The sequence below is a fragment of the Allobosea sp. GW821-FHT10B12 genome (assembly GCF_059415545.1).
This window is the reverse complement of sequence record NZ_JBWKNL010000002.1, coordinates 598,690-624,563: the sequence shown is the minus strand read 5'-3', so window position 1 is coordinate 624,563 and position 25,874 is coordinate 598,690. Positions and strand designations below refer to the sequence as shown.

General features: G+C 66.6%; 29 protein-coding genes. 20 read left to right on the top strand and 9 right to left on the bottom strand.

Features of this window, described 5'->3' with window-relative positions; translation table 11 throughout:
• Positions 1-95: 95 nt before the first annotated feature.
• Positions 96-2,738, bottom strand: a complete 2,643-nt coding sequence (topA, locus tag AC07O0_RS08295; RefSeq protein ID WP_494621812.1) for a type I DNA topoisomerase — start codon at positions 2,736-2,738, stop codon at positions 96-98.
• Between the two features lie 218 nt (positions 2,739-2,956).
• Here topA and panB point away from each other — a divergent pair, with 218 nt between their 5' ends.
• From panB to dprA, 6 genes are all read left to right on the top strand, one after another.
• Positions 2,957-3,778 carry a 3-methyl-2-oxobutanoate hydroxymethyltransferase gene (gene panB, locus AC07O0_RS08290; RefSeq protein ID WP_494621810.1) on the top strand — a complete coding sequence of 274 codons (822 nt, stop codon included), beginning with the start codon at positions 2,957-2,959 and terminating at the stop codon, positions 3,776-3,778.
• A gap of 70 nt (positions 3,779-3,848) precedes the next feature.
• Complete coding sequence (locus tag AC07O0_RS08285) at positions 3,849-4,793, top strand: aspartate carbamoyltransferase catalytic subunit (protein ID WP_494621808.1); 945 nt, start codon at positions 3,849-3,851, stop codon at positions 4,791-4,793.
• A gap of 5 nt (positions 4,794-4,798) precedes the next feature.
• Positions 4,799-5,041 carry a hypothetical protein gene (locus AC07O0_RS08280; RefSeq protein WP_454027430.1) on the top strand — a complete coding sequence of 81 codons (243 nt, stop codon included), beginning with the start codon at positions 4,799-4,801 and terminating at the stop codon, positions 5,039-5,041.
• Entirely contained in the window at positions 5,034-6,350 is a 1,317-nt protein-coding gene (gene pyrC, locus AC07O0_RS08275; RefSeq protein ID WP_494621806.1) for a dihydroorotase, read from the top strand. The genes AC07O0_RS08280 and pyrC overlap by 8 nt, the downstream gene beginning before the upstream one ends.
• 29 nt (positions 6,351-6,379) lie before the next feature.
• Complete coding sequence (plsY, locus tag AC07O0_RS08270) at positions 6,380-7,003, top strand: glycerol-3-phosphate 1-O-acyltransferase PlsY (RefSeq protein WP_494621804.1); 624 nt, start codon at positions 6,380-6,382, stop codon at positions 7,001-7,003.
• Positions 7,004-8,212: a DNA-processing protein DprA gene (dprA, locus tag AC07O0_RS08265; protein WP_494621802.1), complete on the top strand. Its 1,209-nt coding sequence runs from the start codon at positions 7,004-7,006 to the stop codon at positions 8,210-8,212. It abuts the gene before it with no gap.
• 16 nt (positions 8,213-8,228) lie between these two features.
• On the opposite strand, the gene AC07O0_RS08260 is transcribed toward dprA, so the two are convergent.
• Positions 8,229-8,519, bottom strand: coding sequence for a hypothetical protein (locus AC07O0_RS08260; RefSeq protein ID WP_494621800.1), 291 nt, complete (start codon positions 8,517-8,519; stop codon positions 8,229-8,231).
• A 74-nt stretch (positions 8,520-8,593) separates the two neighbouring features.
• The gene (locus AC07O0_RS08255; protein WP_494621798.1) at positions 8,594-8,911 is read right to left on the bottom strand and encodes a hypothetical protein; all 318 of its coding nucleotides are present in this window, start codon (positions 8,909-8,911) and stop codon (positions 8,594-8,596) included.
• A gap of 242 nt (positions 8,912-9,153) precedes the next feature.
• Here AC07O0_RS08255 and AC07O0_RS08250 point away from each other — a divergent pair, with 242 nt between their 5' ends.
• Together AC07O0_RS08250 and AC07O0_RS08245 are read left to right on the top strand one after the other, a co-directional pair.
• Complete coding sequence (locus tag AC07O0_RS08250) at positions 9,154-9,573, top strand: hypothetical protein (RefSeq protein ID WP_494621796.1); 420 nt, start codon at positions 9,154-9,156, stop codon at positions 9,571-9,573.
• A 160-nt stretch (positions 9,574-9,733) separates the two neighbouring features.
• Positions 9,734-10,063 carry a hypothetical protein gene (locus AC07O0_RS08245; RefSeq protein ID WP_494621794.1) on the top strand — a complete coding sequence of 110 codons (330 nt, stop codon included), beginning with the start codon at positions 9,734-9,736 and terminating at the stop codon, positions 10,061-10,063.
• On the opposite strand, the gene ruvX is transcribed toward AC07O0_RS08245, so the two are convergent.
• Both ruvX and AC07O0_RS08235 read right to left on the bottom strand, forming a co-directional pair.
• Positions 10,053-10,559 (bottom strand): Holliday junction resolvase RuvX, encoded by a 507-nt coding sequence (gene ruvX / locus AC07O0_RS08240; RefSeq protein ID WP_494621792.1) that lies wholly within the window; start codon positions 10,557-10,559, stop codon positions 10,053-10,055. The two genes, AC07O0_RS08245 and ruvX, sit on opposite strands and share 11 nt — an antisense overlap.
• A 49-nt stretch (positions 10,560-10,608) precedes the next feature.
• Positions 10,609-11,586, bottom strand: coding sequence for a tripartite tricarboxylate transporter substrate-binding protein (locus AC07O0_RS08235; protein WP_494621790.1), 978 nt, complete (start codon positions 11,584-11,586; stop codon positions 10,609-10,611).
• Between the two features lie 15 nt (positions 11,587-11,601).
• Here AC07O0_RS08235 and AC07O0_RS08230 point away from each other — a divergent pair, with 15 nt between their 5' ends.
• A complete protein-coding gene (locus AC07O0_RS08230; RefSeq protein WP_494621788.1) occupies positions 11,602-11,778 on the top strand; it encodes a hypothetical protein in 177 nt (58 codons plus the stop codon).
• Between the two features lie 14 nt (positions 11,779-11,792).
• Here the strand turns inward: AC07O0_RS08230 and AC07O0_RS08225 are convergent, their stop codons facing one another.
• A complete protein-coding gene (locus AC07O0_RS08225) occupies positions 11,793-12,551 on the bottom strand; it encodes a GntR family transcriptional regulator (RefSeq protein ID WP_494621786.1) in 759 nt (252 codons plus the stop codon).
• Positions 12,552-12,650: 99 nt separating this feature from the next.
• On the opposite strand from AC07O0_RS08225, the gene AC07O0_RS08220 reads away from it, so the two are divergent.
• The 6 genes from AC07O0_RS08220 to AC07O0_RS08195 all read left to right on the top strand — a co-directional run bounded on the left by AC07O0_RS08220 (position 12,651) and on the right by AC07O0_RS08195 (position 17,913).
• Positions 12,651-12,938: a UxaA family hydrolase gene (locus tag AC07O0_RS08220; RefSeq protein ID WP_494621784.1), complete on the top strand. Its 288-nt coding sequence runs from the start codon at positions 12,651-12,653 to the stop codon at positions 12,936-12,938.
• Positions 12,939-13,026: 88 nt separating this feature from the next.
• Complete coding sequence (locus tag AC07O0_RS08215) at positions 13,027-14,310, top strand: UxaA family hydrolase (RefSeq protein WP_494621782.1); 1,284 nt, start codon at positions 13,027-13,029, stop codon at positions 14,308-14,310.
• Between the two features lie 35 nt (positions 14,311-14,345).
• On the top strand, positions 14,346-14,945 hold the full coding sequence (locus AC07O0_RS08210; protein ID WP_494621780.1) for a GNAT family N-acetyltransferase: 600 nt from the start codon (positions 14,346-14,348) through the stop codon (positions 14,943-14,945).
• Positions 14,942-15,994 (top strand): YeiH family protein, encoded by a 1,053-nt coding sequence (locus AC07O0_RS08205; protein ID WP_494621778.1) that lies wholly within the window; start codon positions 14,942-14,944, stop codon positions 15,992-15,994. Before AC07O0_RS08210 ends, AC07O0_RS08205 begins: the two co-directional genes overlap by 4 nt.
• 24 nt (positions 15,995-16,018) lie before the next feature.
• Positions 16,019-16,951 carry a hydroxyacid dehydrogenase gene (locus tag AC07O0_RS08200; protein WP_494621776.1) on the top strand — a complete coding sequence of 311 codons (933 nt, stop codon included), beginning with the start codon at positions 16,019-16,021 and terminating at the stop codon, positions 16,949-16,951.
• Positions 16,948-17,913, top strand: a complete 966-nt coding sequence (locus AC07O0_RS08195; RefSeq protein WP_494621774.1) for an Ldh family oxidoreductase — start codon at positions 16,948-16,950, stop codon at positions 17,911-17,913. The genes AC07O0_RS08200 and AC07O0_RS08195 overlap by 4 nt, the downstream gene beginning before the upstream one ends.
• A 119-nt stretch (positions 17,914-18,032) precedes the next feature.
• Here AC07O0_RS08195 and ade read toward each other — a convergent pair whose 3' ends face one another.
• Positions 18,033-19,733 carry an adenine deaminase gene (ade, locus tag AC07O0_RS08190; RefSeq protein WP_494621772.1) on the bottom strand — a complete coding sequence of 567 codons (1,701 nt, stop codon included), beginning with the start codon at positions 19,731-19,733 and terminating at the stop codon, positions 18,033-18,035.
• A gap of 89 nt (positions 19,734-19,822) precedes the next feature.
• Between ade and AC07O0_RS08185 the strand changes: the two genes are divergently transcribed.
• The 4 genes from AC07O0_RS08185 to AC07O0_RS08170 all read left to right on the top strand — a co-directional run bounded on the left by AC07O0_RS08185 (position 19,823) and on the right by AC07O0_RS08170 (position 23,502).
• Complete coding sequence (locus tag AC07O0_RS08185) at positions 19,823-20,521, top strand: metal-dependent hydrolase (RefSeq protein ID WP_494621770.1); 699 nt, start codon at positions 19,823-19,825, stop codon at positions 20,519-20,521.
• A gap of 131 nt (positions 20,522-20,652) precedes the next feature.
• Entirely contained in the window at positions 20,653-20,940 is a 288-nt protein-coding gene (gatC, locus tag AC07O0_RS08180) for an Asp-tRNA(Asn)/Glu-tRNA(Gln) amidotransferase subunit GatC (RefSeq protein ID WP_454027448.1), read from the top strand.
• A 61-nt stretch (positions 20,941-21,001) separates the two neighbouring features.
• Positions 21,002-22,516: an Asp-tRNA(Asn)/Glu-tRNA(Gln) amidotransferase subunit GatA gene (gene gatA, locus AC07O0_RS08175; protein ID WP_494621768.1), complete on the top strand. Its 1,515-nt coding sequence runs from the start codon at positions 21,002-21,004 to the stop codon at positions 22,514-22,516.
• A gap of 98 nt (positions 22,517-22,614) precedes the next feature.
• Positions 22,615-23,502, top strand: a complete 888-nt coding sequence (locus AC07O0_RS08170; protein WP_494621766.1) for a PhzF family phenazine biosynthesis protein — start codon at positions 22,615-22,617, stop codon at positions 23,500-23,502.
• Between the two features lie 11 nt (positions 23,503-23,513).
• Here AC07O0_RS08170 and AC07O0_RS08165 read toward each other — a convergent pair whose 3' ends face one another.
• Together AC07O0_RS08165 and AC07O0_RS08160 are read right to left on the bottom strand one after the other, a co-directional pair.
• Complete coding sequence (locus tag AC07O0_RS08165; RefSeq protein ID WP_494621764.1) at positions 23,514-23,876, bottom strand: MmcQ/YjbR family DNA-binding protein; 363 nt, start codon at positions 23,874-23,876, stop codon at positions 23,514-23,516.
• A 102-nt stretch (positions 23,877-23,978) separates the two neighbouring features.
• On the bottom strand, positions 23,979-24,176 hold the full coding sequence (locus AC07O0_RS08160) for a DUF1127 domain-containing protein (protein WP_494621762.1): 198 nt from the start codon (positions 24,174-24,176) through the stop codon (positions 23,979-23,981).
• 135 nt (positions 24,177-24,311) lie between these two features.
• Between AC07O0_RS08160 and AC07O0_RS08155 the strand changes: the two genes are divergently transcribed.
• Positions 24,312-25,820 carry a winged helix-turn-helix domain-containing tetratricopeptide repeat protein gene (locus tag AC07O0_RS08155; protein WP_494621760.1) on the top strand — a complete coding sequence of 503 codons (1,509 nt, stop codon included), beginning with the start codon at positions 24,312-24,314 and terminating at the stop codon, positions 25,818-25,820.
• The last annotated feature ends 54 nt before the right edge of the window (positions 25,821-25,874 follow it).

Genomic DNA, 25,874 nt, shown 5'->3' with positions numbered 1-25,874 from the left:
CAATTTTTAATCGGTTGAAGCGTCGTTCCGGGAAAGCGACGCAAGCAACGCAGCTCCGAAACCTGTCATGGAGCTGCGTTCTATGACGGCTTGCTCTACGTCTCGGCGGCGTCGGCCTTCTTGACCTTGGTACCCTTCGCCTTCGCGGGGGCCTTCTTGGTGGCCGCCGGCTTCTTGGCAGGAGCCTTCGCCTTGCCCTTCGCGCCGCCGCCGGCCGCTGCCTTGGCGTTGACTAGCTCGATCGCCTGCTCGGCAGTGATGCTCTCCTGCGCCATTGTCTTCGGCAGGGTGGCGTAGACCTTGCCCCAGGCGACGTAAGGTCCGTAGCGGCCGGCCCTGACCTCCATCTTGCCGCCCTGCGGGTGCTCGCCAAGCTCACGTCCGGGCGTCGCCGCGGCATTGCCGAAACGGCGGCCGCCCGCGCCGCTTTCCTTGGCCACGATCAGATCGATCGCCCGGTTGGCACCGATCTCCAGGATATCGTCGGCCTTGTCGATATTGGCGTAGGTCTTGCCGTGCTGGACGTAAGGCCCGTAGCGGCCGATGCCGGCAAGGATCGGCTCGCCGCTGGTCGGATGCTTCGCGACCTCGCGCGGCAGCGAGAGCAGGGCGAGCGCCTTTTCCAGCGTCAGCGAGCCGACGGTCTCGCCCTTGGGCAGGCTCGAACGCTTCGGCTTCTCGCCATCGCCGAGCTGGATATAGGGGCCGAAGCGGCCGTCGCGTGCGGTGACCTCAAGATCGGTGACCGGGTCCTTGCCGAGGATGCGCACGCCGTTCTGCGCCTGCCCACCTTCTGCCGAGGCCTCGCCGTCGGCGGCGGAGGCGCTGAGCGGGCGGGTGAAGCGGCATTCGGGATAGTTTGAGCAGCCGACGAAGGCGCCGAACTTGCCGAGCTTGAGCGAGAGCGTGCCGGTGCCGCAGACCTGACAACTGCGCGGATCACCGCCATCGGCGCGCGGCGGGAAGACGTGCTCGCCCAGGATGCCGTTCAGCGCCTCCAGCACGTCGCCGACGCGCAGTTCCTTGGTCTCGCCGATCGACTTGGTGAACTCCTCCCAGAATTCACGCAGCAGCGCCTTCCAGTCGACATCGCCGCTGGAGACCAGATCGAGCTTCTCCTCCAGGCTGGCAGTGAAGTCGAACTCGACATAGCGCTTGAAGAAGGACTCCAGGAATGCCGTGACCAGCATGCCCTTGTCCTCGGGCACCAGCCGCTTCTTCTCGACGCGGACATATTCGCGGTCGCGCAGCGTCGCCAGCGTCGCGGCATAGGTGGAAGGGCGGCCGATGCCGAGCTCCTCCATGCGCTTGACCAGGCTCGCTTCCGAGAAGCGCGGCGGCGGCTCGGTGAAATGCTGGTCGGCGGCGATGGCGCGCTTCTCCAGCGGATCGCCGGCCTTCATTGCTGGCAGCTTCTTTGAGTCCTCGTCTTCCTCGTCGTCGCGGCTCTCCTGATAGAGCGTCAGGAAGCCGTCGAAGAGCACGACCTGGCCGGTGGCACGCAATTCGAGTGCACGGGCACCAACCTGAGCGGCGATGTCGACGGTGGTGCGCTCGATCGAGGCCGATTCCATCTGGCTGGCGATGGTGCGCTTCCAGATCAGCTCGTAGAGCTTGGCCTGCTCCGGTTCGAGATGGCGCGAGACCATTGCCGGCAGGCGGCCGAGATCGGTCGGGCGGATCGCCTCGTGGGCCTCCTGCGCGTTCTTGGCCTTGACGGTGTATTTGCGCGGCACGTCCGGCACGTAATTGTCGCCGAATTCCTTGCCGATGACGCGCCGCGCCGCCGCGATCGCCGAGCCGTCCATGTCGACGCCGTCGGTTCGCATATAGGTGATCAGTCCGACGGTCTCACCGCCGATGTCGACGCCCTCGTAGAGACGCTGCGCCACCTGCATGGTGCGGGCAGGCGCCATGCCGAGCTTGCGCGAGGCCTCCTGCTGCAGCGTCGAGGTCTGGAAAGGCGGCTGGGGGTGGCGCCTGACCGGCTTGGCCTCGACTTCGGCAACGGAGAAGCGCGCGGTCTCCAGCGCTGCCTTGAAGGCCTGCGCCTCCTCGCCTGTGCCGATGTCGAGCCGCGTGATCTTCTTGCCGTCGGCGCCGGAGAGGCGCGCCTCGAAGGTCGCGCCGCTGCCGGTCGCGAGCGTCGCGATCAGCGACCAGTATTCGCGCGCCCGGAAGGCTTCGATCTCGCGCTCGCGGTCGCAGACCAGGCGCAGCGCCACCGACTGCACGCGCCCGGCCGAGCGGGCGCCCGGCAATTTGCGCCAGAGCACCGGCGAGAGCGTGAAGCCGACGAGATAGTCGAGGGCGCGGCGGGCGAGATAGGCGTCGACCAGCGCCTGGTCGATCGGGCGTGGATTGGCCAGCGCCTTCTGCACCGCATCCTTGGTCACGGCATTGAAGGTGACACGCTCGACCGGGATGCCCTTGATGGCGCGCTTCTGGTTCAGCGCCTCCAGCACATGCCAGGAGATTGCCTCGCCCTCGCGATCCGGGTCGGTGGCGAGAATGACCTTCTCGGCGTTCTTGGCTGCCCGCGCGATCTCGGCGACCTGCTTGGCGCCGCGCCCCTCGGTCTCCCACAGCATGGCGAAGTCGTTCTCGGGGTCGACCGAGCCGTCCTTCGCGGGCAAGTCGCGAATGTGCCCGAACGAGGCGATGACCTCGTAGTCGGGGCCCAGATACTTATTGATCGTCTTGGCCTTGGCCGGCGACTCGACGACGAGGAGCTTCATGACGCTTCAAATCTCATAAGCAAGAGGTGAGGCCGGCGCACATATCTTGCCAGCCTCGCCGAACTTGGCGCGGGGCGCGTTGATAGCGGTTCGGGATTGCGCGCGAAAGTGGTTCACGCGGCCGGCCCTGTCAAACCCGATTCTGCTTTTCGAGGGCAGGGTGGTCAGGCTACGTCACCAGCCAACGCTGTTTTGATGTATGTCATGGAGAGCTGAGCATGTCGTCGCAGAACCGGACAACCCGGCTGACCTCTCTCGACATACGCGGGCGCAAGGGCGGCGAGCCGCTCGTCGCGCTGACCGCCTATACCGCGCCGATGGCACGGATCGTCGACGAGGTTGCGGACGTGGCGCTGGTCGGCGACTCGCTCGGCATGGTCGTCTACGGGCTCGACAGCACTGTCCCGGTGACGCTGGAGATGATGAGCCTGCATGGCCAGGCGGTGACGCGCGCCACGACGCGCTCGCTTGTCGTGATCGATATGCCCTTCGGGAGCTATGAGGAAAGCCGGGAGCAGGCCTTCCGCAATGCCGCCCGGCTGCTCAAGGAGACCGGGGCAGGGGCGGTCAAGCTCGAGGGCGGCCAGAGGATGGCCGAGACGGTGCGCTTCCTCGTCGAGCGCGGCGTGCCGGTGATGGGCCATGTCGGATTGACGCCGCAGGCGGTCAACACGCTCGGCGGCTACAAGGCGCAGGGGCGCAGCAAGGCGGAATGGCCGGCGATTATCGCCGATGCCACGGCGATAGCCGACGCGGGTGCGTTCTCCTTGGTGATCGAGGCGGTTGCGGAGCCGCTGGCGGCCGAGATCACCGACCGGATCGCGATTCCGACCATCGGCATCGGCGCCTCGGCGGCCTGTGACGGCCAGGTCCTCGTCCTCGACGACATGCTCGGCCTCACCGGCCGCGTGCCGAAATTCGTCAAGACCTATGGCGATCTCGCCGGGCAGGCGCGCGAAGCGGTGCATACCTATGCCGCCGAGGTGCGCAGCCGGCAGTTTCCGGGCGAGCAGCATGTCTACGCGCTGAAGGCGGAGTGACGAAGCTCCACAGCAAGTTCGTCCGCTGCCTTGCGCCGGCCACGACTCGCCCCTAAACAGCGGTCTTCAAATGACATCGCCCGCACCGCTCTATCCGCACCGGCACCTCCTCGGGATCGAGGGGCTGTCTCATTTGGATATCGAGGCGCTGCTCGAGCGCGCCGAGACCTATGTCGCGCTATCGCGGCAGATTGAGAAGAAAACCGCGACGCTGCGCGGACGCACCCAGATCAACCTGTTCTTCGAACCCTCGACGCGGACGCAAGCCTCGTTCGAGCTCGCCGGCAAGCGCCTCGGCGCCGATGTGATGAACATGTCGGTCGGCTCCTCCTCGGTGAAGAAGGGCGAGACGCTGATCGACACCGCCGCGACGCTGAACGCGATGCGGCCCGACATCCTGGTGGTGCGTCATCACGCCGCCGGCGCGGTCAACCTGCTCGCCCGCAAGGTCGACTGCTCGGTCGTCAACGCCGGCGACGGCGCCCATGAGCATCCGACACAGGCGCTGCTCGACGCTCTGACGATCCGCCGCAACAAGGGCCGCATCGCCGGGCTGACCGTCGCGATCTGCGGCGATATCGTGCATTCGCGCGTCGCCCGCTCCAACATCATCCTGCTCAGCGCGCTTGGCGCCAAGGTGCGCCTGATCGCGCCCTCGACCCTGCTGCCGACCGGTGTCGAGCGCATGGGGGTCGAGGTCTTCCGCGACATGAAGAAGGGGCTGGAGGGCGTCGACATCGTGATGATGCTGCGCCTGCAGCTCGAACGCATGAACGGCGCCTTCGTGCCGTCCTCGAAGGAGTATTTCCGCTATTTCGGGCTCGACCGCGAGAAGCTCTCGCTGGCGGCGCCCGACGCGCTCGTCATGCATCCCGGCCCGATGAATCGCGGCGTCGAGATCTCTTCCGAGGTCGCCGACGGCGCCCAGTCGCTGATCCGCGAGCAGGTCGAGATGGGCGTCGCCGTGCGCATGGCGGTGCTCGATGCGCTTGCGCAGCATCTCCCGAATGGTTGAGCCTGATGGAGCTCTTCCTCGCCTGGCTGCTACGTCAGATGCGCCGGGCTCGGATTGTCTTCGTCGGACTCTATCTCCTGGTCGTGGCCGGCTTCGTCTATGCCGAGCCGCGTTCGGCCTGGACCTGGCTGATTGTGCTGCTCGGCGCGCTCCTGTGCGTCGGCATCTGGGGGCTGGTCGGGTTCTGGCACTATGTCTTCACGCAGCGCCGCGAGCGCGAAAACGGGGTCGAGCGTAGCGATGGCTGACGGCAGCGGGCAGAGTGGCGACGTTGCGATCCTCGGCGCGCGGCTGGTCGATCCGGCCTCCGGCCGCGACGGCGTCGGCAGCGTCCTGATCCGCGACGGGCTGATCGCCGATGTCCACTGGGGCGGCGATCGCCCGGAGCTGCCCGCCGGTATCGAGGTGGAAGAGGCGCGCGGCCTCGTTCTGGCGCCTGGCCTCGTCGACCTGCGCGCCTTTCTCGGCGAGCCCGGCGCCGAATTCCGCGAGACGCTGGGAACCGGTTCGCAGGCCGCAGCAGCAGGCGGCGTCACCACGGTGATCTGCCGCCCGGACACCGATCCGCCGATCGACGACCCCTCAGTGATCGACTTCATCAAGCGCCGCGCCCGCGACAAGGCGATCGTCAATGTCCTGCCGGCGGCAGCGCTGACCAAGGGGCTGGCCGGCAAGGAGATCACCGAGTTCGGCCTGCTGCTCGAGGCCGGCGCGGTCGCCTTCAGCGACGGCGCCAACGGCGTGCGCAACCCGCAGCTCATGCGCCGCGCCATGATCTACGCCCGCGATTTCGACGCGCTGCTGATGAACCATGTCGAAGACCCCGATTTGCGCGGCTCCGGCGTGATGAACGAGGGCGAGTTCGCCAGCCGCAAGGGCCTGCCGGGCATCCCGCACGAGGCCGAGACGGTGATGCTGGAGCGCGATCTGCGCCTCGCCAGGGCCACCGGCGCCCGCTACCACGCCGCCATGATCTCCTGCTCGGATTCGCTTGACCTGATCCGCCGGGCCAAGGAGGACGGGCTTTCCGTCACCTGCGGCGTCTCGATCAACAATCTCTGCCTGAACGAGAACGATGTCGGCGAGTACCGCACCTTCTGCAAGGTCTCGCCGCCGCTCCGGCACGAGGACGAGCGGCTGGCGATGATCGCGGCGGTAGCCGAGGGTCTGGTCGACGTCATCGTCTCCGACCACGACCCGCAGGATGTCGAGACCAAGCGCCAGCCCTTCGCCGAGGCCGCAAATGGCGCGCTCGGTATCGAAACGCTGCTGCCGGCGGCGCTCAGGCTCTATCACGGCGAGCAGATCGGCCTTGCCTCGCTGTTCGCCGCCTTGTCGAGCCGGCCGGCCGAACTGCTGGGCCTGGGTTGTGGCCGCCTCGTGGCAGGCGCACCGGCCGATCTCGCCTTGATCGACATCGACGCGCCCTTCGTCGTCGACAAGCGCAAGCTCAAATCGCGCGCCAAGAACTCGCCCTTCGACGAGGCGCGGCTGCAGGGGCTGGTGCAGGCGACCTTCGTCGGTGGCCGGGTGGTCTATCGCGGCGAAGCAGCTTAAGCTCAGCTAAGGCGGGCAGGGGAGGTTGTATGGCTGAGGCGTTCGCTTGGACGTTTCCAGGCCCAATGGGGCTTGCGGCGCTCGTCCTCGGCTATCTCTGCGGCTCGATCCCGTTCGGCATCATCCTGACCCGGCTCGCAGGCGGGCCGGATCTGCGCACGATCGGCTCCGGCAATATCGGCGCGACCAATGTCCTGCGGACCGGCAACAAGAAGCTGGCGGCGCTGACGCTACTTGGCGACATGCTGAAGGGGACGGCCGCGGTCCTGCTTGCCGGCTGGCTCCTCGGCGGCAAGGGGGCGGCGTTGGCTGCCGGCCTCGGCGCCTTCCTTGGCCATATCTTCCCGGTCTGGCTGCGCTTCAAGGGCGGCAAGGGGGTCGCGACCTTTCTCGGCATCCTGATCGGGCTGAAGTGGTCGATCGCGCTGATCTTCGCCGCGGTCTGGCTCAGCATCGCCTATCTCTCCAAATATTCCTCGCTCTCGGCCCTGATCGCCAGCCTGCTGACGCCGCTGCTGCTCTGGTTCTGGGTGCGCGATGTGCAGATGGCCGGGCTGATGGCCGTCCTCGCTTTGCTCCTCTGGTTCATGCATCGCGAGAACATCGCGAGACTGCTCTCCGGCCGCGAGGGCAAGATCGGGCAGAAGGGCTGAATGCCGATGGCCGGTTTCGCTCTCGACGACCGGCAACGCCTCGACTGGCTCCGCCTGATCCGCAGCGAGAGCATCGGCCCGCGCACCTTTCGTACCCTGGTCAACCGTTTCGGTGGCGCAGCCGGAGCGCTCGACGCCTTGCCGGAGCTCGGCCGGCAGGCCGGGCGGACGCTCCGGCTGTGCACGCCTGCCGAGGCCGAGCGTGAATTCGAGGCGCTACGGCGGCGCGGCGCCCATCTCATCGCGCTGGGGGAGGCGGCCTATCCGGTGCCGCTGCAGGCGATCGATTCGGCCCCGCCGCTGATTGCAATCGATGGTGATCCGGCGGCGCTCAATCGCCCTTGCATCGCATTGGTCGGATCGCGCAATGCGTCCGCCGCCGGGTTGAAGTTCACCGCGACCCTGGCACGCGAACTGGGCGAGGCCGGCTTCGTCATCGTCTCCGGCCTGGCTCGCGGCATCGATACCGCCGCGCATCAGGCCAGCCTGGAAAGCGGCACAGTCGCGGTGCTCGCCGGCGGACTCGACGAGGTCTATCCGCCGCAGAACATCCCTTTGCTGGACCGCATCCGCGAGCGCGGCGCGGCGCTGAGCGAGATGCCGCTCGGCTGGGTGCCGCGCGGGCGCGATTTCCCGCGCCGCAACCGCCTGGTCTCGGGTCTGGCGCTCGGTACGGTGGTGGTCGAGGCGGCGCGCAAATCCGGCTCGCTGATCACCGCGCGCTTTGCCAATGAGCAGGGGCGCCAGGTCTTCGCCGTGCCCGGATCGCCGCTCGATCCGCGGGCTGAGGGCGGCAATCACCTGATTCGCGAGGGCGCAATTCTCTGCGCCGAGGCGGCTCATGTCATCGATGCGCTGTCGCCGATGCTGAGGCGCGACGACCTGTTCGGGCCTGCGCCGATTCTCGTTCGTGAAGAGGGGGAGCCTGGGCGCCGCCAGGAACCGCTTTGGGACGAATTGGACTTGCCGGACGTGTTGCCTGCGCCGAAAACCGAGTTCGAGCGTGAGTTGCTGCCGCCACAGGACATCACCGAGGACGTGCCGCGCCGGCGATTGCTCGATCTGATCGGCTCGACACCGATGGCGATGGACGACCTTGTTCGCGCCAGCGGCCAGCCCGCACGTGAAGTCAGCCAAATACTGCTCGAACTGGAACTGGAAGGCGTAGTGCAACGGCACGCCGGCGGCACGCTCTCACGGCTGGCATGAACTGGCGGCTGAGGAATTATCGGTCCGTCGCCTCGCCCCAACGGCAACGCTCCCGCTCGGCTTCTACCGCCGCAAGTTCCAGGAAGGTGCCGAGCAGATCAAGATCGGCTGCGCGAGCCTGAGTCCCGAGTTCGGCCAGCATCTTGGCCGCCTTGACTGCCACATCGCGCTGAAGGTCGCGTTGTCGCGCTCTCTTCTCGACGAGCAGCTGAAGCGCGAGAGCCTCAGGTTCGCCAAGGACGTACAAGCTCCGAGAAGCCACATGGTCGCTGGAAGCGTAAGCATCGGTCGTCGGAGGAGCCGGCATGAGGCACTCCCGTCAGGTTGCTGATCGATAGTATCGCAACCTATGATTTAATAATCTGCAAAGGACATGTTTGCCTAAACAGTTTTGTCAGGGTCGGTTGCCTCGCCGAGCTGCAATTGGCAGGTTCGGCGATTGATCACAGCTTCGAGCCGCAGCATGTCGACGAAATAGGCGAGGCTGCTGAGTTGTGCGGCCTTGGCCATCGCGCCGAGTTCGATGCTGATCTCTTCGATATACGAAGCAACTTCAAGTTGCATGCGCGCAAGCGCATCCATCCTGTGCGGGCCAGGGGAGGGCACGGCGCTGCGGCTTAGGCGGGAAACTCGGGGCAAGCGACTGTCATCCGGATAGATTTTATCCTCCTTGATACGACGTGACGTTGCTTTCCTCATCTTATCTGGCCTCGCGGTCGCTTCAGCCCGGGAACGAACCGGTGTTCGATAGGCTCTATTCTTGCTACTCGCTTTCCAATAATGCAATCACTGCGTGCATAAAATTTTCTTGTGATGGAACGTTTTCCTGATCTGCGCGTTCCTCGGCGGTCGCAATTCAGCCGCGATTGGTTCAGGCCCGGTTCAACCGGGGCGAGCTAAATCGGGCGTCAAGGCGGACATCCGCCCTCAAGGAGAATGCCATGTCAGCTTTCGGAAAGAGTCGCTTCCTCGTGACGCTCGCCGTCACCGGCAGCATTCTGGCGGCGGGTCTGACCCCCGTCATGGCGGGCGAGACCCGTTCGGTCAGCTTCGACAAGAGCCGCCTCGATGCGGCACAGGTCGACTATTCTCAGTATTATCGTCGCGGCTGGCGCGGTAATAATCGCGGCGCGGCGATCGCGGCAGGAGTCGGCCTCGGCATCCTCGGCGCCGCGGCAATCGCGGCGAGCCGGCCGCGCTATGCCGAGCCGGTCTATGGCTATGATGACGGCTATGGCTATGAGCCGCGCTATGTCTACGAGGAGCCGGTTTATGTGGCGCCGCGGCGCTATTATGCGCCGCGCTCCTACGGCTACTATCCCGACAATATCCGGGACCCGGCTGGCGGCAGCTATCGCTGAGATCCGGCCAGGGCAACAGCCTTAATCAATTCTGAACGCCTGAAGTTTAAGCTTTGAAGGGTCGCTTCCGTCGCTCGACGGCGGCGGCCCTTTTCACGGCGTACGGGAACCCGCGGCTCCGATCCCGGAGCCGTTGCCTTGTCGACCTTGGAGAAAGACGATGAAACCCTCGTTCAAGACGCTGCTGTCCGGCTGTGGCGCGGTCGCCCTGGCGGCGTTCTGGTCCGGCACTGCTGTGGCCCAGTACTATGACGATGGCTATGGCCGCCGCGATCGCCCCCGCTACGACCGTGGCTATGATCGCGGCTACGATCGTGGCTATGATCAGGGCCGGCGTGACCGCGGCTATCGCGGGGACAATGGCTACGGCGGCGGCTATGGCCGCGGCAATCCGGTCAACCGGATGAGCATTGAAGACCAGAAGCAGGCGCTCAAGAATCACCGCGACGCGCAGAAGAAGGCGATCAAGCGCGGCTACGTCATTCCGTAGCCCAGTCCTCTCCCGGCTCGCTTCCATCCGATGCGAGGCGAGCGAGTCGGTCGAGCGCCCCCTGCAGGATGTACGCGGCCGCCATCTTGTCGACGACGGCGGCACGCCGGGCACGCGAGGCGTCGGCGTCGAGCAAGGTGCGGGTGACCGCGAGCGTCGACATCCGCTCGTCCCAGAACACGATCGGCAGCGTCGTCAGCGGCGCGAGGTTGCGCACGAAGGCCCGGGTCGACTGGACACGCGGCCCCTCGCTTCCGTCCATGTTGAGCGGCAGGCCGATCACGAGGCCGGCGATGGCGTGCTTCTCCGCCACTTTCAGCAGTGCCGCCGCATCCAGCTTGAACTTGACGCGCTGGATCGTCTCCAGCGGTGTTGCGATCCGGCGCTCGACATCGGAGAGGGCGAGCCCGATCGTCTTGGTCCCGAGATCGAGCCCGAGCAGGCGGGCCTGCTCCGGCAATGCCAGGAAGTGGTCGAGCGCGACAAGGTTGGTCATCCGCTGCCGGTAGCACGGGCCGCCCGTACAGGCGAGCGGCCCGCCCGAGTCAGTTGGCGTTCTGCGGCGTCAGGCCGGCGGCCTTCAAAGCCGCGCTCCATTTGGCGACCTCGGCGGCGAAGCGCTTGCCGTGGGCTTCGCGCGTCCATTCCGCCGCCGGGAAGGCGCTGGTGCCGACTGCCTTGAAGCGCTCGAGCACGGCCGGGTCCTTCAGTGCCGCCTGCAATGCGCCGTTCAGCTTGTCGAGTGCCGCTGCCGGCGTGCCCTTCGGGGCGTAGAGTCCATGCCAGATCGTCATGTCGATCTCGGTGCCGGCTTCGCGCGAGGTCGGCACGTTCGGCAGCACGCCGAGCCGCTCGGGCGAGGTCACGGCATAGGCGCGGATCTTGTCGGACTGAATCTGCGGCACCGCCGTGGTCGACTGGTCGCAGAGCACGTCGACCTGGCCGCCGACGAGGTCGTTCATCGCCGGTCCCGTGCCGCGATAGGCGACCTGGGCGAGCTTGACGCTCAGTGCCTGTGAGATCAGCACGGCGCACAGATGCGCGTTCGAACCGATACCGGCATGGGCGACGGTGAGCTTCTCGGCCTGCTGCTTCGCGTAAGGGAAGAAGGCCTTGCCGTCGACAGGAGGCAAAGCGAGCTTGCCGGCGATCACCATCGGGCCGGTGTTGACGAGGCCGACCGGCGCGAAGGCAGTCTGTGTCTCGTAGCCGAGATTGCTGTAGAGCGCCGGCGCTGCGGCAAGCGCGAGATGATGGATCAGCAACGTGTAGCCATCGGGCGCGGCTGAAACCAAGCGTTTGGCGCCCGCCGTCCCGCCAGCGCCGGCGATGTTCTCGACGATGATCTGCTGGCCGAGGGTGCGGCCCATATGCTCGCCGAGCAGGCGGGCGATTACGTCGCTTGGGCCGCCTGCGGCGAAGGGGACGATCAAGGTGATCGGCTTGCTCGGGAAGCTCTGGGCGAGTGCCGGCGTGCTTAACCCCAGCAGGAACAGCCCCGCGAGGGCGCCGCGGCGCGTCATGAGGAATCTGCGGAAATGGGCGATCATTCGTTTCCTCCGGTGTGGCGGCCGCTCTGCGTCGGCTTGGTCGAAATCTCGGGCCATCTGGTCCTCGAGCTTGGAACGCTCTGTTCGAGCGAAACTTTAGAAATGTTTGGCAACAAACTGATGATGCGTCGATTACGATCGATCGGCGCTCTGATGCGGCTGTGAAGCGCGGGGGCGGCTCAGCGCAGGTCCGACAGGTAGTGAACCTCCTGGGTCAGGCACAGGCTGAGCCTGTGCTCGACGGGCGTGCCGTCGAGCGACAGGGCGATGCGGTCGATCTGCAGGGCCGGTTCGCCGGCTTGAACACCGAGAGCCGCGGCGTCTTCAGCGCAGAGCGCCACCGCCTTCAGCCGCTCGCGCGCATTGGCGATGGTGATACCGTAGTGCCCCGCATACAGGCTGTAGAGATTGTTCGGGATCGGCCCGTTCTCCAGCCCGGGAAAAAGCTGCTGCGGCAGGCTGAGCGTCTCGACGATCAGCGGCGCGCCGTCGAAAGCGCGCTGCCGGCGGATGCGGATGACCCCAGCATCCTCCGCCAGATCCAGTGCCGCGCGCTCGGCCTCGCTGGCCAGGGCGGTCGTCACCGAGAGGACGACGCTGTCGGGGAAGCGCGGCGAACCTTGGTCCGGCGCCAGCTTGAAGAACTGGAACAGGATACGGCGCTCGTCATGCTCGGCGACGAAGGTGCCGCGACCCTGGCGTCGCACGACCAGGTTCTCGGCGGCGAGCTCGTCGAGTGCCTTACGCACCGTGCCCTGGCTGACGCCGATCTCGGCGGCGAGCTGGCCTTCGCTCGGCAGCACCGCTCCAGGCGCCCAGACGCCATCCATGAGCCTGCGCACGAAGATCGCCTTCACCTGCCGATAAAGCGGCCGGAAGCCCAGCGTCTCCGGCGTGTCGGACTCGCGTGGCGGCCCTGCGATTTCGAGCTTGTGCACACTCATATGTCTTATATAAGACTTGGGCGCCGCCACGTCGAGCCCGATTTCGCAATGGGTCGGCGTGCAGGTCACGAAATCGGTTCAGGGGAGTTCGCCATGAGCAAACCGCATCTGCTGGTGCATGAGAAGGAGGACACGGTCGGCGTCGTCGTCGTCGAGGGCCTGAAGGCCGGGACCGACATGCTCTGTGTCGTCACGCATGACAATTCCGACTTCCGTCTCGCCGCGAAGATGGACATCCCGATCGGCCACAAGGTCGCGCTGAAGGACATCAAGAAGGGCGACACGATCTGGAAATACGGCCAGGACATCGGCAAGGCCGTCGCCGACGTGAAGCAGGGCGAACATCTCCACGTTCACAACGCCAAGACAAAACGTTGGTGAGCACTCGGCGCTGGTAAGCGCCGGCAGTCGTCCATCCCGATCTCCGGGCTCCCGCCAGGTCGAGCCCGCAACCATCCAGGAAACGCCAATGTCCTCCATCGTCGCCAATTTCGACCTCGTCAAAGGCAAGCTCGCCAGGGTGAAGGGCCGCAAGATCGAGGCGCCCGAGTTCAAGACGCCCTTCGTCAAGCGCCCGACCGGCCGCAGCCTCGATTCCTTCCTGGGCTGGCGCCGCGAGAACGACCGCGTCGGCGTGCGCAACCATGTGCTGCTGCTGCCGCTCGACGACCTCTCCAACGCTGCCTGCGAGGCCGTCGCCAACAACATCAAGGGCACGCTGGCGATTCCGCACGCCTACGGCCGCCTGCAGTTCGGCGAGGACCTCGAGGTCCATTTCCGCACCCTGATCGGCACCGGCTCGAACCCGAACGTCGCCGCCGTCGTCGTCATCGGCATCGAGGACGGCTGGACCAAGCGCGTCGTCGACGGCATCGCCAAGACCGGCAAGCCGGTGGTCGGCTTCGGTATCGAGGGCCATGGCGACATCGCGACGATCGCCAAGGCCTCCTATGTTGCCAAGGAGTTCGTGCAGTGGGCGACCGAGCTGCAACGCACCAAGTGCGGCATCGAGGAACTTTGGGTCTCGACCAAATGCGGTGAGTCGGACACCACGACGGGCCTGTCCTCCTGCCCGACCGTCGGCAACATGTACGACAAGTGGATCCCGCGCGGCGTCTATGGCGTCTTCGGCGAGACCTCGGAGATCACCGGCGCGGAGCACCTGTGCAAGGCGCGCGCGGCGACGCCGGAGGTCGGCGAGCGCTGGTACAAGATGTGGAAGGCCTATCAGGACGACGTCATCGAGGCCCACAAGACCGACGACCTCTCCGATTCGCAGCCGACCAAGGGCAACATCGCCGGCGGCCTGACCACGATCGAGGAGAAGGCGCTCGGCAACCTCGAGAAGATCGGTCGCGAGTGCAAGTTCATCGACATCCTCGAGCCGGCGCAGGCGCCGGAGAAGGGGCCCGGCCTCTACTACATGGACACCTCCTCGGCTGCGGCCGAGTGCGTGACCCTGATGGCGGCGGGCGGCTATGTCGTGCACACCTTCCCGACCGGGCAGGGCAACGTCATCGGCAACCCGATCGTCCCGGTCATCAAGATCACCGGCAACCCGAAGACCATGCGCACCATGCCCGAGCACATCGACGTCGACGTCTCCGGCATCCTGCGGCGTGACCTCACCATCCCGCAGGCCGGCGATGCGCTGATCGAGAACATCGTGCGCACCGCGAATGGCCGCCTCACGGCAGCCGAAGCGCTCGGCCATCGCGAGTTCTCGATGACCAAGCTATACCGCAGCGCCTGAGGAGCAGCGTCTCCGGGCGCGACGAGACGAGAGAAGTGTCGGACGGGATCGTTTCCAGGGTTGTTTCATTGCATGCGCCGGGGCGGGACGTGTTGCCCGCCTATGTCCGTGCCTTGGAAGCGGGCTGGTCGCCGAACACGATGCGCGACGTCGCGCCCGAGCAGCTCGCGGCGATCGCGAGCGATCCTGACGCCTTCCTTGCCGGGCTGAATGGGCGCGGCGGCAAGATTCGCATGCATGACGGCAGCGAAGTCGATCGACTGCCGGGCATCACCCGCTGGATCATCGCAACCGGCCAGCCGGAGCGTCCTTTCGTCGGCAGCATCAACCTGCGCTGGCAGGAGGACGAGGCTGGCAGGCCGATCACGCAGCTGCCGTCGCATGTGCTTGGCCATGTTGGCTACACCGTCCTGCCGGGTCATGCCGGCAACGGCTATGCCAGCGCCGCCCTGGCGGCCGTGCTGGCCGAGGCCCGCACTATTGGCCTGCCCTTCGTCACGATCACCTGCGACGCCGACAATGCGGCCTCGCGGCGGATCATCGAGAAGAATGACGGGCGTTTCGTTGAGAGTTTCGTTGCTCGGTTCTACGGACCCGGGGAGCGCCTGATGTACCGGATCGATTTGCAGTCATGACCGAAGCAGCCGTCCCGCGCCTGGCGAAAGGCCTTGGCCCGCTCCTCCCGGGCATCGCGCTCTCGACGGTGGTGGCGATCGCCTCCGTGCTGGCCGAGCCCGTCCTGAAGCAGCTCGCCGGCGGGCGCGTCGGCATCCCCGCGGTGGTCATCGCGCTGGTGATCGGCATGATCATGCATCCGGTCGCGAACACGCAGCGCTTTGCGCCGGGCATGACCTTCTGCGTCAAGAAGCTGCTGCGCTGGGCGATCGCGCTGCTCGGCCTGCGCGTTGCGCTCGGCGACATCATCGCCCTCGGCCTGGGCACCGCAGTGCTCGTCGTCCTCTCCATGGTCGTGACCATCGTCACCGGTTTCGTGCTGGCGCGGCTGCTCGGCCGCGAGCCCGGTGTCGGTGCGCTCGGCGGTGTCGCGACGGCGGTCTGCGGCGCCTCGGCCGCGCTCGCGACATCGACGGTCGTGCCCGACTACAAGAACAAGGCCGCCGACACCGCCTTCACCGTGATCGCGATGAACGTGCTCGCGACGATCGCGATGCTGGCCTATCCGCTGCTCTGCGTCTGGCTCGGCCTCTCGCAGCAGCAGACCGGCGTGATGCTGGGAGCGACCATCCACGACGTCGCGCAGGTGGTCGGCGCCGGCCAGGCCGTCTCGGACGAGGCGGCGAACGCGGCTGTCATCGTCAAGCTCTTCCGGGTCTTCCTGCTGCTGCCTTCAGTGCTGATCGTCGGCTGGTGGCTGACGCGCCATGGCGAGACCCATGGCGACGCCAAGGTGCCGGTCCCGGTCTTCGCCTTCGTCTTCCTGATCATGTGCGTGGTCAACAGTGTGTTGAGCACGCAGACGGGCCTTGCCGGAGTCTACCTGCCGATCCGCGATATCCTGCTCGAAGTCTCGCGCTGGGGCCTGCTGATCGCGATCGCTGCGCTCGGCTTGGGAACCTCGATCGCGGCGATGGCCCGGCTCGGCTGGCGCCATCTCGCCGTGGTCATCGGCACCAGCCTCGTCATCCTCGTCGTCGCCACGGGCGGGATCATCCTGCTCGGCTGATTGGACCCCACAGCGGAAACAGCCATGACCGATATCGTCATCACCGAATTCATGGACAAGGCGGCGGTGGCGGCCCTGAAGGCGCGCTACAGCGTGCATCACGACCCCGACCTCTTCGGCAAGCCCGACGAGCTCGCGCGCCTGGTCGCCGACATCCCGGCGCTGATCGTGCGCAATCAGACGCAGGTTCGCGGCGCGCTGCTGGCTGGCGCCAAGAACCTGAAGGTCGTCGGCCGGCTCGGCGTCGGCCTCGACAATATCGATATGGACGCCTGCTCGGCCCGCGGCATCCAGGTCTTTCCGGCGACCGGCGCCAACAGCCTTTCCGTGGTCGAGTATGTGATCGGCACGGCGATGACGCTGCTGCGCGGCGCCTATTTCGCCAATGCCGCCATGCTTGCTGGCGAATTCCCGAAGACCAAGCTGATCGGGCGCGAGATTGCCGGCAAGCGCATGGGCTTGGTCGGCTTCGGCGCGATCGCCCGCGATGCGGCGCAGCATGCCAGGGCGCTCGGCATGACGGTTTCCGCCTATGACCCCTATGTTCCTGTCGATTCGCCTGTCTGGCAGGGCACCGAGAGGCTCGATCTAGAGGCGCTGCTTGCGACCTCCGACGTGATCTCGATCCATCTGCCGCTGACGCCCGAGACACGTGGGCTGATCGGCGAGGCGGCCTTCGCGACGATGAAGCCCGATGCGATCCTGATCAACGCGGCGCGCGGCGGCATCATGGACGAGGCGGCGCTGGTCGCGGCGCTGAAGGGCGGCCGCCTTGGCGGCGCGGCCCTCGACGTCTTCGAGCAGGAGCCGCTCAAGGCCGATGGCGCAAAACTTTTCGCCGGCACGCCCAATCTGATCCTGACGCCGCACATCGCCGGCAATACGGTGGAATCGAACGGGCGCGTCTCCGGTCTCGTCGCCGAGCGGGTCATGGCGGCGCTGGAGGGCAGGGCATGACCAAGCTCTCGCTGGAAGCGGCCGAGCAGAAGGTCGCGGACCTTTTCATCGAGGCCGGCGCCTCGCCCGCCAATGCGGCTTCCGTCGCGCTGGCGCTGGTCATGGCTGAAGCCGACGGGCTGAAGGGCCATGGCCTGTCGCGCGTGCCGACCTATCTCTCCATGCTGCGCTCCGGCAAGATCGACGGCCAGGCCGTGCCGATCGCACGCCAGCCCAAGCCCAGCGTGCTGGCGATCGACGCCGCGCACGGCTTCGCCTATCCGGCGATCGACCTTGCCGTAATCGAACTGCCCGAGATCGCCCGGAAGCAGGGCATCGCCGCCGCTCCTATCCGCCGCTCGAACCATTGTGGCGCCGCCGGCCTGCATGTCGAGCGGCTGGCAGAGCAGGGCCTCGTCGCGCTGCTCTTCGCCAACACGCCCGGCGCGATGGCGCCCTGGGGCGGGGCGAAGGCCGTCTTTGGCACCAATCCGATCGCTTTTGCCGCGCCGCTGGCCGGCCGGGAGCCGCTAGTCATCGACATGGCGCTGTCCAAGGTGGCGCGCGGACCGATCGTCGCCGCCAGGCAGAAGGGTGAGGCGATCCCCGAGGGCTGGGCGCTCGACGCGGCCGGCAAGCCGACGACCGACCCGGCTGCGGCGATCGCCGGCACCATGGTGCCGCTCGGCGATGCCAAGGGTGCTACGCTCGCCATGATGGTCGAGATCCTCGCCGCGGCGCTGGTCGGCACCCATTTCGCCTTCCAGGCCTCGTCCTTTCTCGACGACAAGGGCGGCCCGCCCGATACCGGCCAGCTCATCCTCGCCATCGACCCGGCGAGCATGGGCGGCAACTGGTTCGCCGAGCGGATGAAGCTGCTGACGCATGCGATCGAGGAGCAGCCTGGAACGCGGCTGCCGGGTGTCAGGCGGCTGGGGTTGCGCGCGAAGGCGCGCGCCGAGGGGATCGAGATCGATCTCTAAAGTAAGCCGTCATGCTCGGGCTTGACCCGAGCATCTCAGGCAGGTTGAGGCTCTGATCGCCATCGCGTCACGAGATTCTCGGGTCTCCGCTCCGCTTCGCCCGAGAATGATAGCGAGGCTCATACGAAATCGAATCGATCAACATCAACAAGGCCTTTGTCGGTGATCTTGAGATGCGGGATCACCGGCAGTGTCAGGAAGGCGACTTGCAGGAAGGGTTCGGCCAGCACGACGCCGAGCGCCTTCGCCGCCGCACGCAGGCCTTCCAGCTCATGCCGCACCGTCTCGAAGGGCTGGTCGCTCATCAGCCCGGCGACAGGCAGCGCCAGATCGGCCGTGACCTTGCCGCCGTCGGCCACAGCGAAGCCGCCGCCGGTCTCGATCAACCGGTTGGCGGCTGCCGCCATCGAGGCTTCGTCGACCCCGACGACGCAGAGATTATGGCTGTCATGGCCGACCGATGAGGCGATGGCGCCGTGCTTCATGCCGAAGCCATGGACGAAACCGCTGGCGATGCCGCCATTGCGGCCATGGCGCTCGATCACGGTGACCTTGACCGCATCCTGAGCGAGATCGGGCAGGGCGGCACCGTCTTTCGCCGGCAGCCGCATGGACAGCCGCTCAGTGATGATGCGGCCCGGCACGACGCCGATCACCGGCGTCTCGCCCTCGCGTGCCTTCACCGCGAAATCCTCCGGCGCGAGCTTGCGGCTGCGGACGCTGGCGAGGCCGACGGGCGGAACCGCCTTCCGGTCGGCGAAGAGGGCGCTCTCGACCAGCCGGCCGCCGGCGAACACTTGTTTGACACGACAGGCGGCGAGATCGTCGACCAGCACGATGTCGGCGCGCTTGCCCGGGCCGATGAAGCCGCGGTCGAACAGGCCGAAATTCCGCGCCGCCGACAGGCTCGCCGTGCGATAGGTCGCGAGCACATCCGCACCATGGGCGATCGCGGTGCGGATCATGAAGTCGAGATGGCCTTCCTCGGCGATATCCAGCGGGTTGCGGTCGTCGGTGCAGAAGGCGAGGAAAGGCGAGGCGTCGCGCGTGATCAGCGGGATCAGCGCATGCAGGTCCTTCGAGACCGAACCCTCGCGGATCAGGATCGCCATGCCCTTGGCGAGCTTCTCGCGGGCCTCCTCGGCGGTCGTGGTCTCGTGGTCGGTACGGATGCCGGCAGAGAGATAGCCGTTGAGGTCGAGCCCACGCACCAGCGGCGCGTGGCCGTCGATATGCCGATGCGAAAAGGCTTCGAGCTTGGCGAGGCAGCCGGGATCGCGATGCAGCACGCCGGGGAAGTTCATGAACTCGGCGAGGCCGATCACCTTGGGATGATCCATGAACGGGGTGAGGTCTGCGGCTTCCAGGGCAGCGCCAGCCGTCTCCAGATGCGTCGCCGGCACGCAGCTCGAGAGCTGGACGCGCAGATCCATACGCATCGCCTGCGCACATTCGAGGAAATAGCGGATGCCCTCGGCGCCGAGCACGTTTGATATCTCGTGCGGGTCGCAGATTGCGGTGGTCACGCCGTGCGGCAGCACGCAGCGCTCGAATTCGAACGGCGTCACCAGCGAGGATTCGACATGCAGATGCGTGTCGATGAAGCCCGGCACCGCGATCAGGCCGGTCGCATCGAAACTCGCCTTGCCTTCGTAGCGGCCATGGGTACCGACGACGGTGTCGCCGCAGAGCGCGATATCGGTCGGGGTGAGATCGCCCGTAGCGAGGTCGAACAGCTGCGCGCCGCGGATCACGAGATCGGCCGGCTCGTCGCCGCGTCCTTGCGCGATCCGGCGGGCGAGGGTGGCTGCATCGGTCATGGTAGAGTGCTCCGGGTTCGGGCCGGCTTGGCTACGCCATCTCGCCGGCCTAGACAGGCGCTGTCCAGTCGCCATTCGCGGAGACCATCATGCAGCTCACCTGGTTCGGCCATTCGGCGTTTCGGCTCGACCTGCCCGGCGCCTCGGTCTTGATCGACCCATTCTTCACCGGAAATCCGGCTTTCGAGGGCGATGCCGCCGCGGCCGGCAAGGGCGTCAGCCATATCGTCGTCACCCATGGCCATGGCGACCATGTCGGCGACACGCTCGCGATCGCCGCGGCGAACGACGCCACCGTGATCACCAATTACGATCTGTGCATGCATCTTGCCTCCAAGGGGCTGAAAAAATTCCAGCCGATGAACACCGGCGGCAGCGTCGATCTCGGCGCCTTCTCGGTGACGCTCGTCAGGGCCGATCATTCCGCCGGCATGGGCGAGGCGGGCGTGACCGTCCCGGTCGGCAACGCCAATGGCGCGATCATCAAGGCACCCGGTGAGAAGACGCTCTGGCATATGGGCGACACCGACATCTTCTCCGACATGGCCCTGCTCGCCGAGATCCACGGCGTAGAGGCCTGCATCTGCCCGATCGGCGACCGCTTCACCATGGGGGCGAAGACGGCGGCGCTGGCGATGACCCGCTTCGTCAAGCCGAAGCTCGCGATTCCCTGCCATTACGGCTCCTTCCCGATCATCGCCCAGGACGCGGCGGTCTTCGTCGAGGGGCTGAAGGGCAGCGGCGTCGAGGCGCTGGTGCCGGAGAAGGGCAAGGCGGTGGCGGTCTGACGCCGCCGTCATTGTCGGCCGTGCGCAACCGGCGGGCCGCAAGTAAGTGCTGACTTACTGGCGGTCCGCGCGCTATAGCGCTGGCGAACCATTACCGGCGCCGTTGCGCCGATCCCAGCAGGAGCCCGCCCATGTCGGTCGATGCCGCCACCGTCAAACGCGTCGCGCATCTCTCGCGCATCGCCGTCGATGATGCGGATGTGCCGAAGCTGCAAGGCGAGCTCAATGCCATCCTCGGCTTCGTCGAGCAGCTCAACGAGGTCGACGTCTCCGGCGTCGAGCCGATGACCTCGGTCACCCCGATGGTGATGAAGAAGCGCCAGGACGTGGTCAATGACGGCGAGATCGCCGCCGAGATCGTCGCCAACGCGCCGGCCACCGAGGACGATTATTTCATGGTGCCAAAGGTGATCGAGTGAGCGCCTGAGGCGTTCCGCTCACCCTCATCGCCCGTTCCTATACGTTTTACGGATTTTTCCCGTGACCGATCTCAACCGCCTGACCCTGACCGAAGCCCGCGAAGGGCTTAAGGCCAAGCAGTTCTCCGCCACCGAGCTCGCCAAGGCGCATATTGCCGCCGTCGAGCAGGCGCGCGCGCTCAACGCCTATGTGCTGGAGACGCCTGAGCATGCGTTGAAGCAGGCCGCCGCCGCCGATGAGAGGCTCGCCAAAGGCGAGGCCGGTCCGCTCGAAGGCCTGCCGCTCGGCATCAAGGACCTGTTCGCGACCGAGGGCGTGCGCACCACTGCGTGCTCGCGCATCCTCGGCAATTTCGTGCCGCCCTATGAGTCGACCGTCTCGTCGCAGCTCTGGCGCGACGGCGCTGTCATGCTCGGCAAGCTCAACAATGACGAGTTCGCCATGGGCTCGTCGAACGAGAGCTCGGCCTTCGGTCCGGTGGTCAATCCCTGGCGGCGTCAGGGCTCCAATGTCGGGGCAGGGGCGGCCGGCGCGATCGAGGGCAACCATCTCGTGCCGGGCGGCTCGTCCGGCGGTTCGGCCGCGGCGGTGGCCGCGCATCTTTGCCTCGCCGCGACCGCGACCGACACCGGCGGCTCGATCCGCCAGCCGGCCGCCTTCACGGGCACGGTCGGCATCAAGCCGACCTATGGCCGCTGCTCGCGCTGGGGCATCGTTGCCTTCGCCTCCTCGCTCGACCAGGCCGGGCCGATCGGCAAGACCGTGCGCGACTGCGCTGTTATGCTACGCTCCATGGCCGGGCACGACCCGAAGGACACCACCTCGGTCGATCGGACCGTGCCGGATTACGAGGCTTCCGTCGGCCGCTCGGTCAAAGGCATGAAGATCGGCATACCCCGGGAGTATCGCCTGGAGGGCCTCAACCCCGAGATCGACGCGCTTTGGCAGCAGGGCATCGACTGGCTCAGGGCGGCCGGCGCCGAGATTGTCGAGATCTCGCTGCCGCACACGAAATACGCACTGCCGGCCTATTACATCGTCGCGCCGGCCGAGGCCTCGTCCAATCTCGCCCGCTATGACGGCGTCCGCTACGGCCTGCGCGAGCAGGGCCGCGACATCATCGAGATGTACGAGAAGACCCGCGCCGCCGGCTTCGGCGCCGAGGTCAGGCGCCGCATCATGATCGGCACCTATGTGCTCTCGTCGGGCTACTACGACGCCTACTACCTGCGCGCCCAGAAGGTGCGCACGCTGATCAAGCGCGATTTCGAGCAGGTCTACGATCAGGGCATCGACGCGGTGCTGACGCCGGCGACGCCGTCCTCCGCTTTCGGCATCGGCGAGCAGGGCTCGTCCGACCCGGTCGAGATGTATCTAAACGACGTCTTCACGGTGACGGTGAACATGGCCGGCTTGCCGGGCATCGCCGTGCCGGCCGGGCTCGACAGCCAGGGCCTGCCGCTTGGCCTGCAGCTGATCGGCCGGCCCTTCGACGAGGAGACGCTGTTCTCGCTCGGCCAGGTGATCGAGGAGGCGGCCGGCCGCTTCCCGGTCGGCGAGCGTTGGTGGGCCTGAGTCCACTGCCGCTTGATCGGTCGCATTCCGAATCCTGATTTCCCCAGCACCGTGTCGGGTGGCAGTCTCCGCGCCTGATCAGGCCGCCGGAGACCGTCATGCCATCCTACCCGTTCGAGACCGTCGACGTCTTCACTGATACCCGTTTCGGCGGCAACCAGCTCGCCGTCTTCACCGATGCGCGCGGCCTCTCCGATGCCGAGATGCAGGCGCTGGCGGCCGAGATGAACTATAGCGAGACCACTTTCGTGCTGCCGCCGAGCGATCCGGCCAACACGGCGCGCGTCCGCATCTTCCATCGCACCGCCGAGATGCCTTTCGCCGGCCATCCCAATGTCGGCACTGCCTGCGTCCTCGCTGGCTATGGCCGGGACCGTGATGGTATCCTGCTGTTCGAAGAACTCGCCGGCCTCGTCGAAGTCCGGGTCGCGCGCGATGCCGCCGGGCTGGTCACGGGCGCGACCATCGCCGCGCCGCAGGCGCTCTCGCTCGGCATCCAGCTGCCGGCTGACGCGATCGCAGCCTGCGCCGGGCTGGAGGTACAGGATGTGCTCACTGGCCGCCACCCGCCGCAGCAGGCCTCGGTCGGCGTCAGGTTCGTCCTGGCCGAGGTCACGCCGGAGGCGCTGACGCGGGCGACGCCGGACATCGCCGCCTACCGCCGCCTCGAACAGGCCTATCCGGCCCTGGAGAAGCGCCTGTCGGTCTTCTTCTACGCCTGGGACGGCGACAGGGTCCGCGCCCGCATGTTCGCGCCCCTCGCAGGCACCTGGGAGGACCCGGCGACCGGCAGCGCCAGTGCGACCCTGGCGGCCTTGACTTTGTCGCTCTCCGACAAGGACAGTATCGCCTTCGAAATCGCGCAGGGCGTCGAGATGGGCCGGCCGAGCCTGCTGCAGGTCACGGCACGGCGCGTCGACGGCGAGATTCGCGCCACCGTCGGCGGCGGCTGTGTGCCGGTGCTGAAGGGCGAGGCGACGGTGTAAGATTCCGTCACTCAGACGGACAGCCCGAGCTCCGCACGAACCTTCCGCGTCAGCCCAGCCGCGACCAGCCGGTGGCTCTCGCGCAAATAGTCGCGGAAGGCGTCGTCCGGCAGGCCTTCGTCGGAGAAGCGCTGGATCCACTTCATGCCGCGCGAGGCGAGATAGGGCGCCGGCCTGCAGCCGGGCGCGTCGCGCAGCATCTCATAGGCCAGCGGCGAGCATTTGAACGAGACGAACAGCGTCCCCTCGGCATCGTCGCGACCGAGCGCGAACACCTTGCCGCCGACCTTCCAGACATCGGCGCCGCCCCATTGCACGACATGGCTGGTGGCGGGCAGGGCGGCGCAGAAGGCGTTGTATTCGGCGAGAGTCATGTTGTCCTGCTGTCGTGGGCCGCTGCGTCGCATCGATTGATAGCCCAAACGACTCCGATTGGTGACGGGAGCCGACGCTTCGATCCACATCGTTGAAGCGCGCTACTTCCGCCAGAACGGCTTGGCGATCTCGGTCTCAACCTGCTGCTTCGTGAGGCCGATATCCTTGAGCAGATGCGGATTCTCCTGCGCCATCTGCGCCAGCTTCCAGCGCGCGCGAATCCGCTCGCACCAGGTCGCTAGGATGCCTTGCGGTGCAGTTTGTGGTGACGTCGCGAGAGTGGGAGCAGCATCATTCATGGCAACCTCCCATGGTTCGTGAGCGCTCTGCGCTCGGAGTGAGGGGAGGTTTCGTTCTGCTTGATGCAGGCGGGGTGGTCCTTAAGCCCGCCCGAAGAGTTCCAAAAACTTCCAAACGGGCTATGGATTGGCCTTATGCCGGGATCGCGCTTTGCCTTTGGCCCATTCGTGCTCGATTCGAGTGCGGGAACACTCCTCGAGAACGATGTCCCTGTCACCGCCAGCTATCGCGGCCTGAAGCTTCTCGCGGCGCTCGTCGCGCGGCCTGGCAGCATCCTGAGCAAGGCCGAGCTGCTCGACGCGGCCTGGCCAAGGATGGCTGTCGAGGAGGGCAACCTCACCGTCCAAGTCGCACAATTGCGGAAGGTGCTCGGTACGCCTGCCGTTGGCGGGGAATGGATCGCCACGATCCCGCGTGTCGGCTACCGCTTCACGGGCGTGGTCGAACAACTCGGCGATGCGCAGCGCAAGCCCTTGCCACTGCCCGCCAAGCCGTCGGTCGCCGTGTTGCCCTTCGCCAATGTCAGCAACGATCCCGAGCAGGAAACCTTTGCGGATGGGCTAACCGAGGACCTGATCACCGATCTGTCCAGGACATCGGAGCTGTTCGTCATCGCGCGCAATTCGGCCTTCGCCTACAAGGGCAAGGCGAGGGCTGTGCGCGAGATCGCCGAAGAGCTCGGCGTGCGCTATGTGCTGGAGGGGAGCGTCAGGCACGCTGCAGGGCGCGTGCGTATCAACGCCCAGCTGGTCGACGCGCTGACTGGCGATCATCTCTGGGCAGAACGCTTCGACCGCAAGCTCGACGACATCTTCGCTGTCCAGGACGAGGTCACGGCCAGGATCGTCGAGGCCTTGTTCGGCCGTCTGCGCCCGCCGCCACCGCGTCAGCGGCCGAAGAGTCTCCAAGCCTATGATCTCTGCGTGCGGGCGCGCCGGCTGATGGACGATACGCCACAGGCCGCTCAAGAGGCGCATCTGCTGTTGACGCGTGCGATCGCGCTCGATCCGGATTATGCCGAGGCCTATCGCTGGCTCGCCTTGAACCACTGGATGGGCTGGGTGCATTCCGGCGGCCCCAGCAAGGCCTCCCGCGGCATCGCGCTGGAGCTGGCGCGCAAGGCCGTGACGATCGATCCGGGCGATGCTGGCTGCCGCTGGGCCCTGGCCTATCTGCTCGCCTATGAGCGCAATTTCGCCGCGGCGGATGCGGAATTTGCCCGGGCGATCGAGCTCGACCCGAACGAGGCCGACGCCTGGGCAGCACTCTCCGACATCACGGTGCTGGCCGGGCGGGTCGATGAAGGCCTCGAGCACATCCGCAAGGCCTTCCGGCTGAATCCGTTTCCGGCGAGCTGGTACTATCTGCCACTCGGCCAGGCGCTCTATGCGGCCGGCGAGTATCAGGCCGCAGTCGAGGCGCTGCGCCGGGACAAGACCCATCGGACGAGCTCGCGCCGCTTCCTGGCGGCGAGCCTGGCCCAGCTCGGCTATCTCGACGAGGCGCGCGCGGAGGCCGAACTGTTCCTGGTCGGCAATCCGGACTTCAGCATCCGCCATTGGGCGGCTATGGAGCCATTCCGCGATGCTGCGCTGCGTGAGCGCTTTGTCGACGGCTTCCGCAAGGCCGGCCTTCCGGAGTGATGCGGGGCGACGCTGGCCATCCGGGCTGAGGCGTTGTCAGACTGGTCTCTGGAA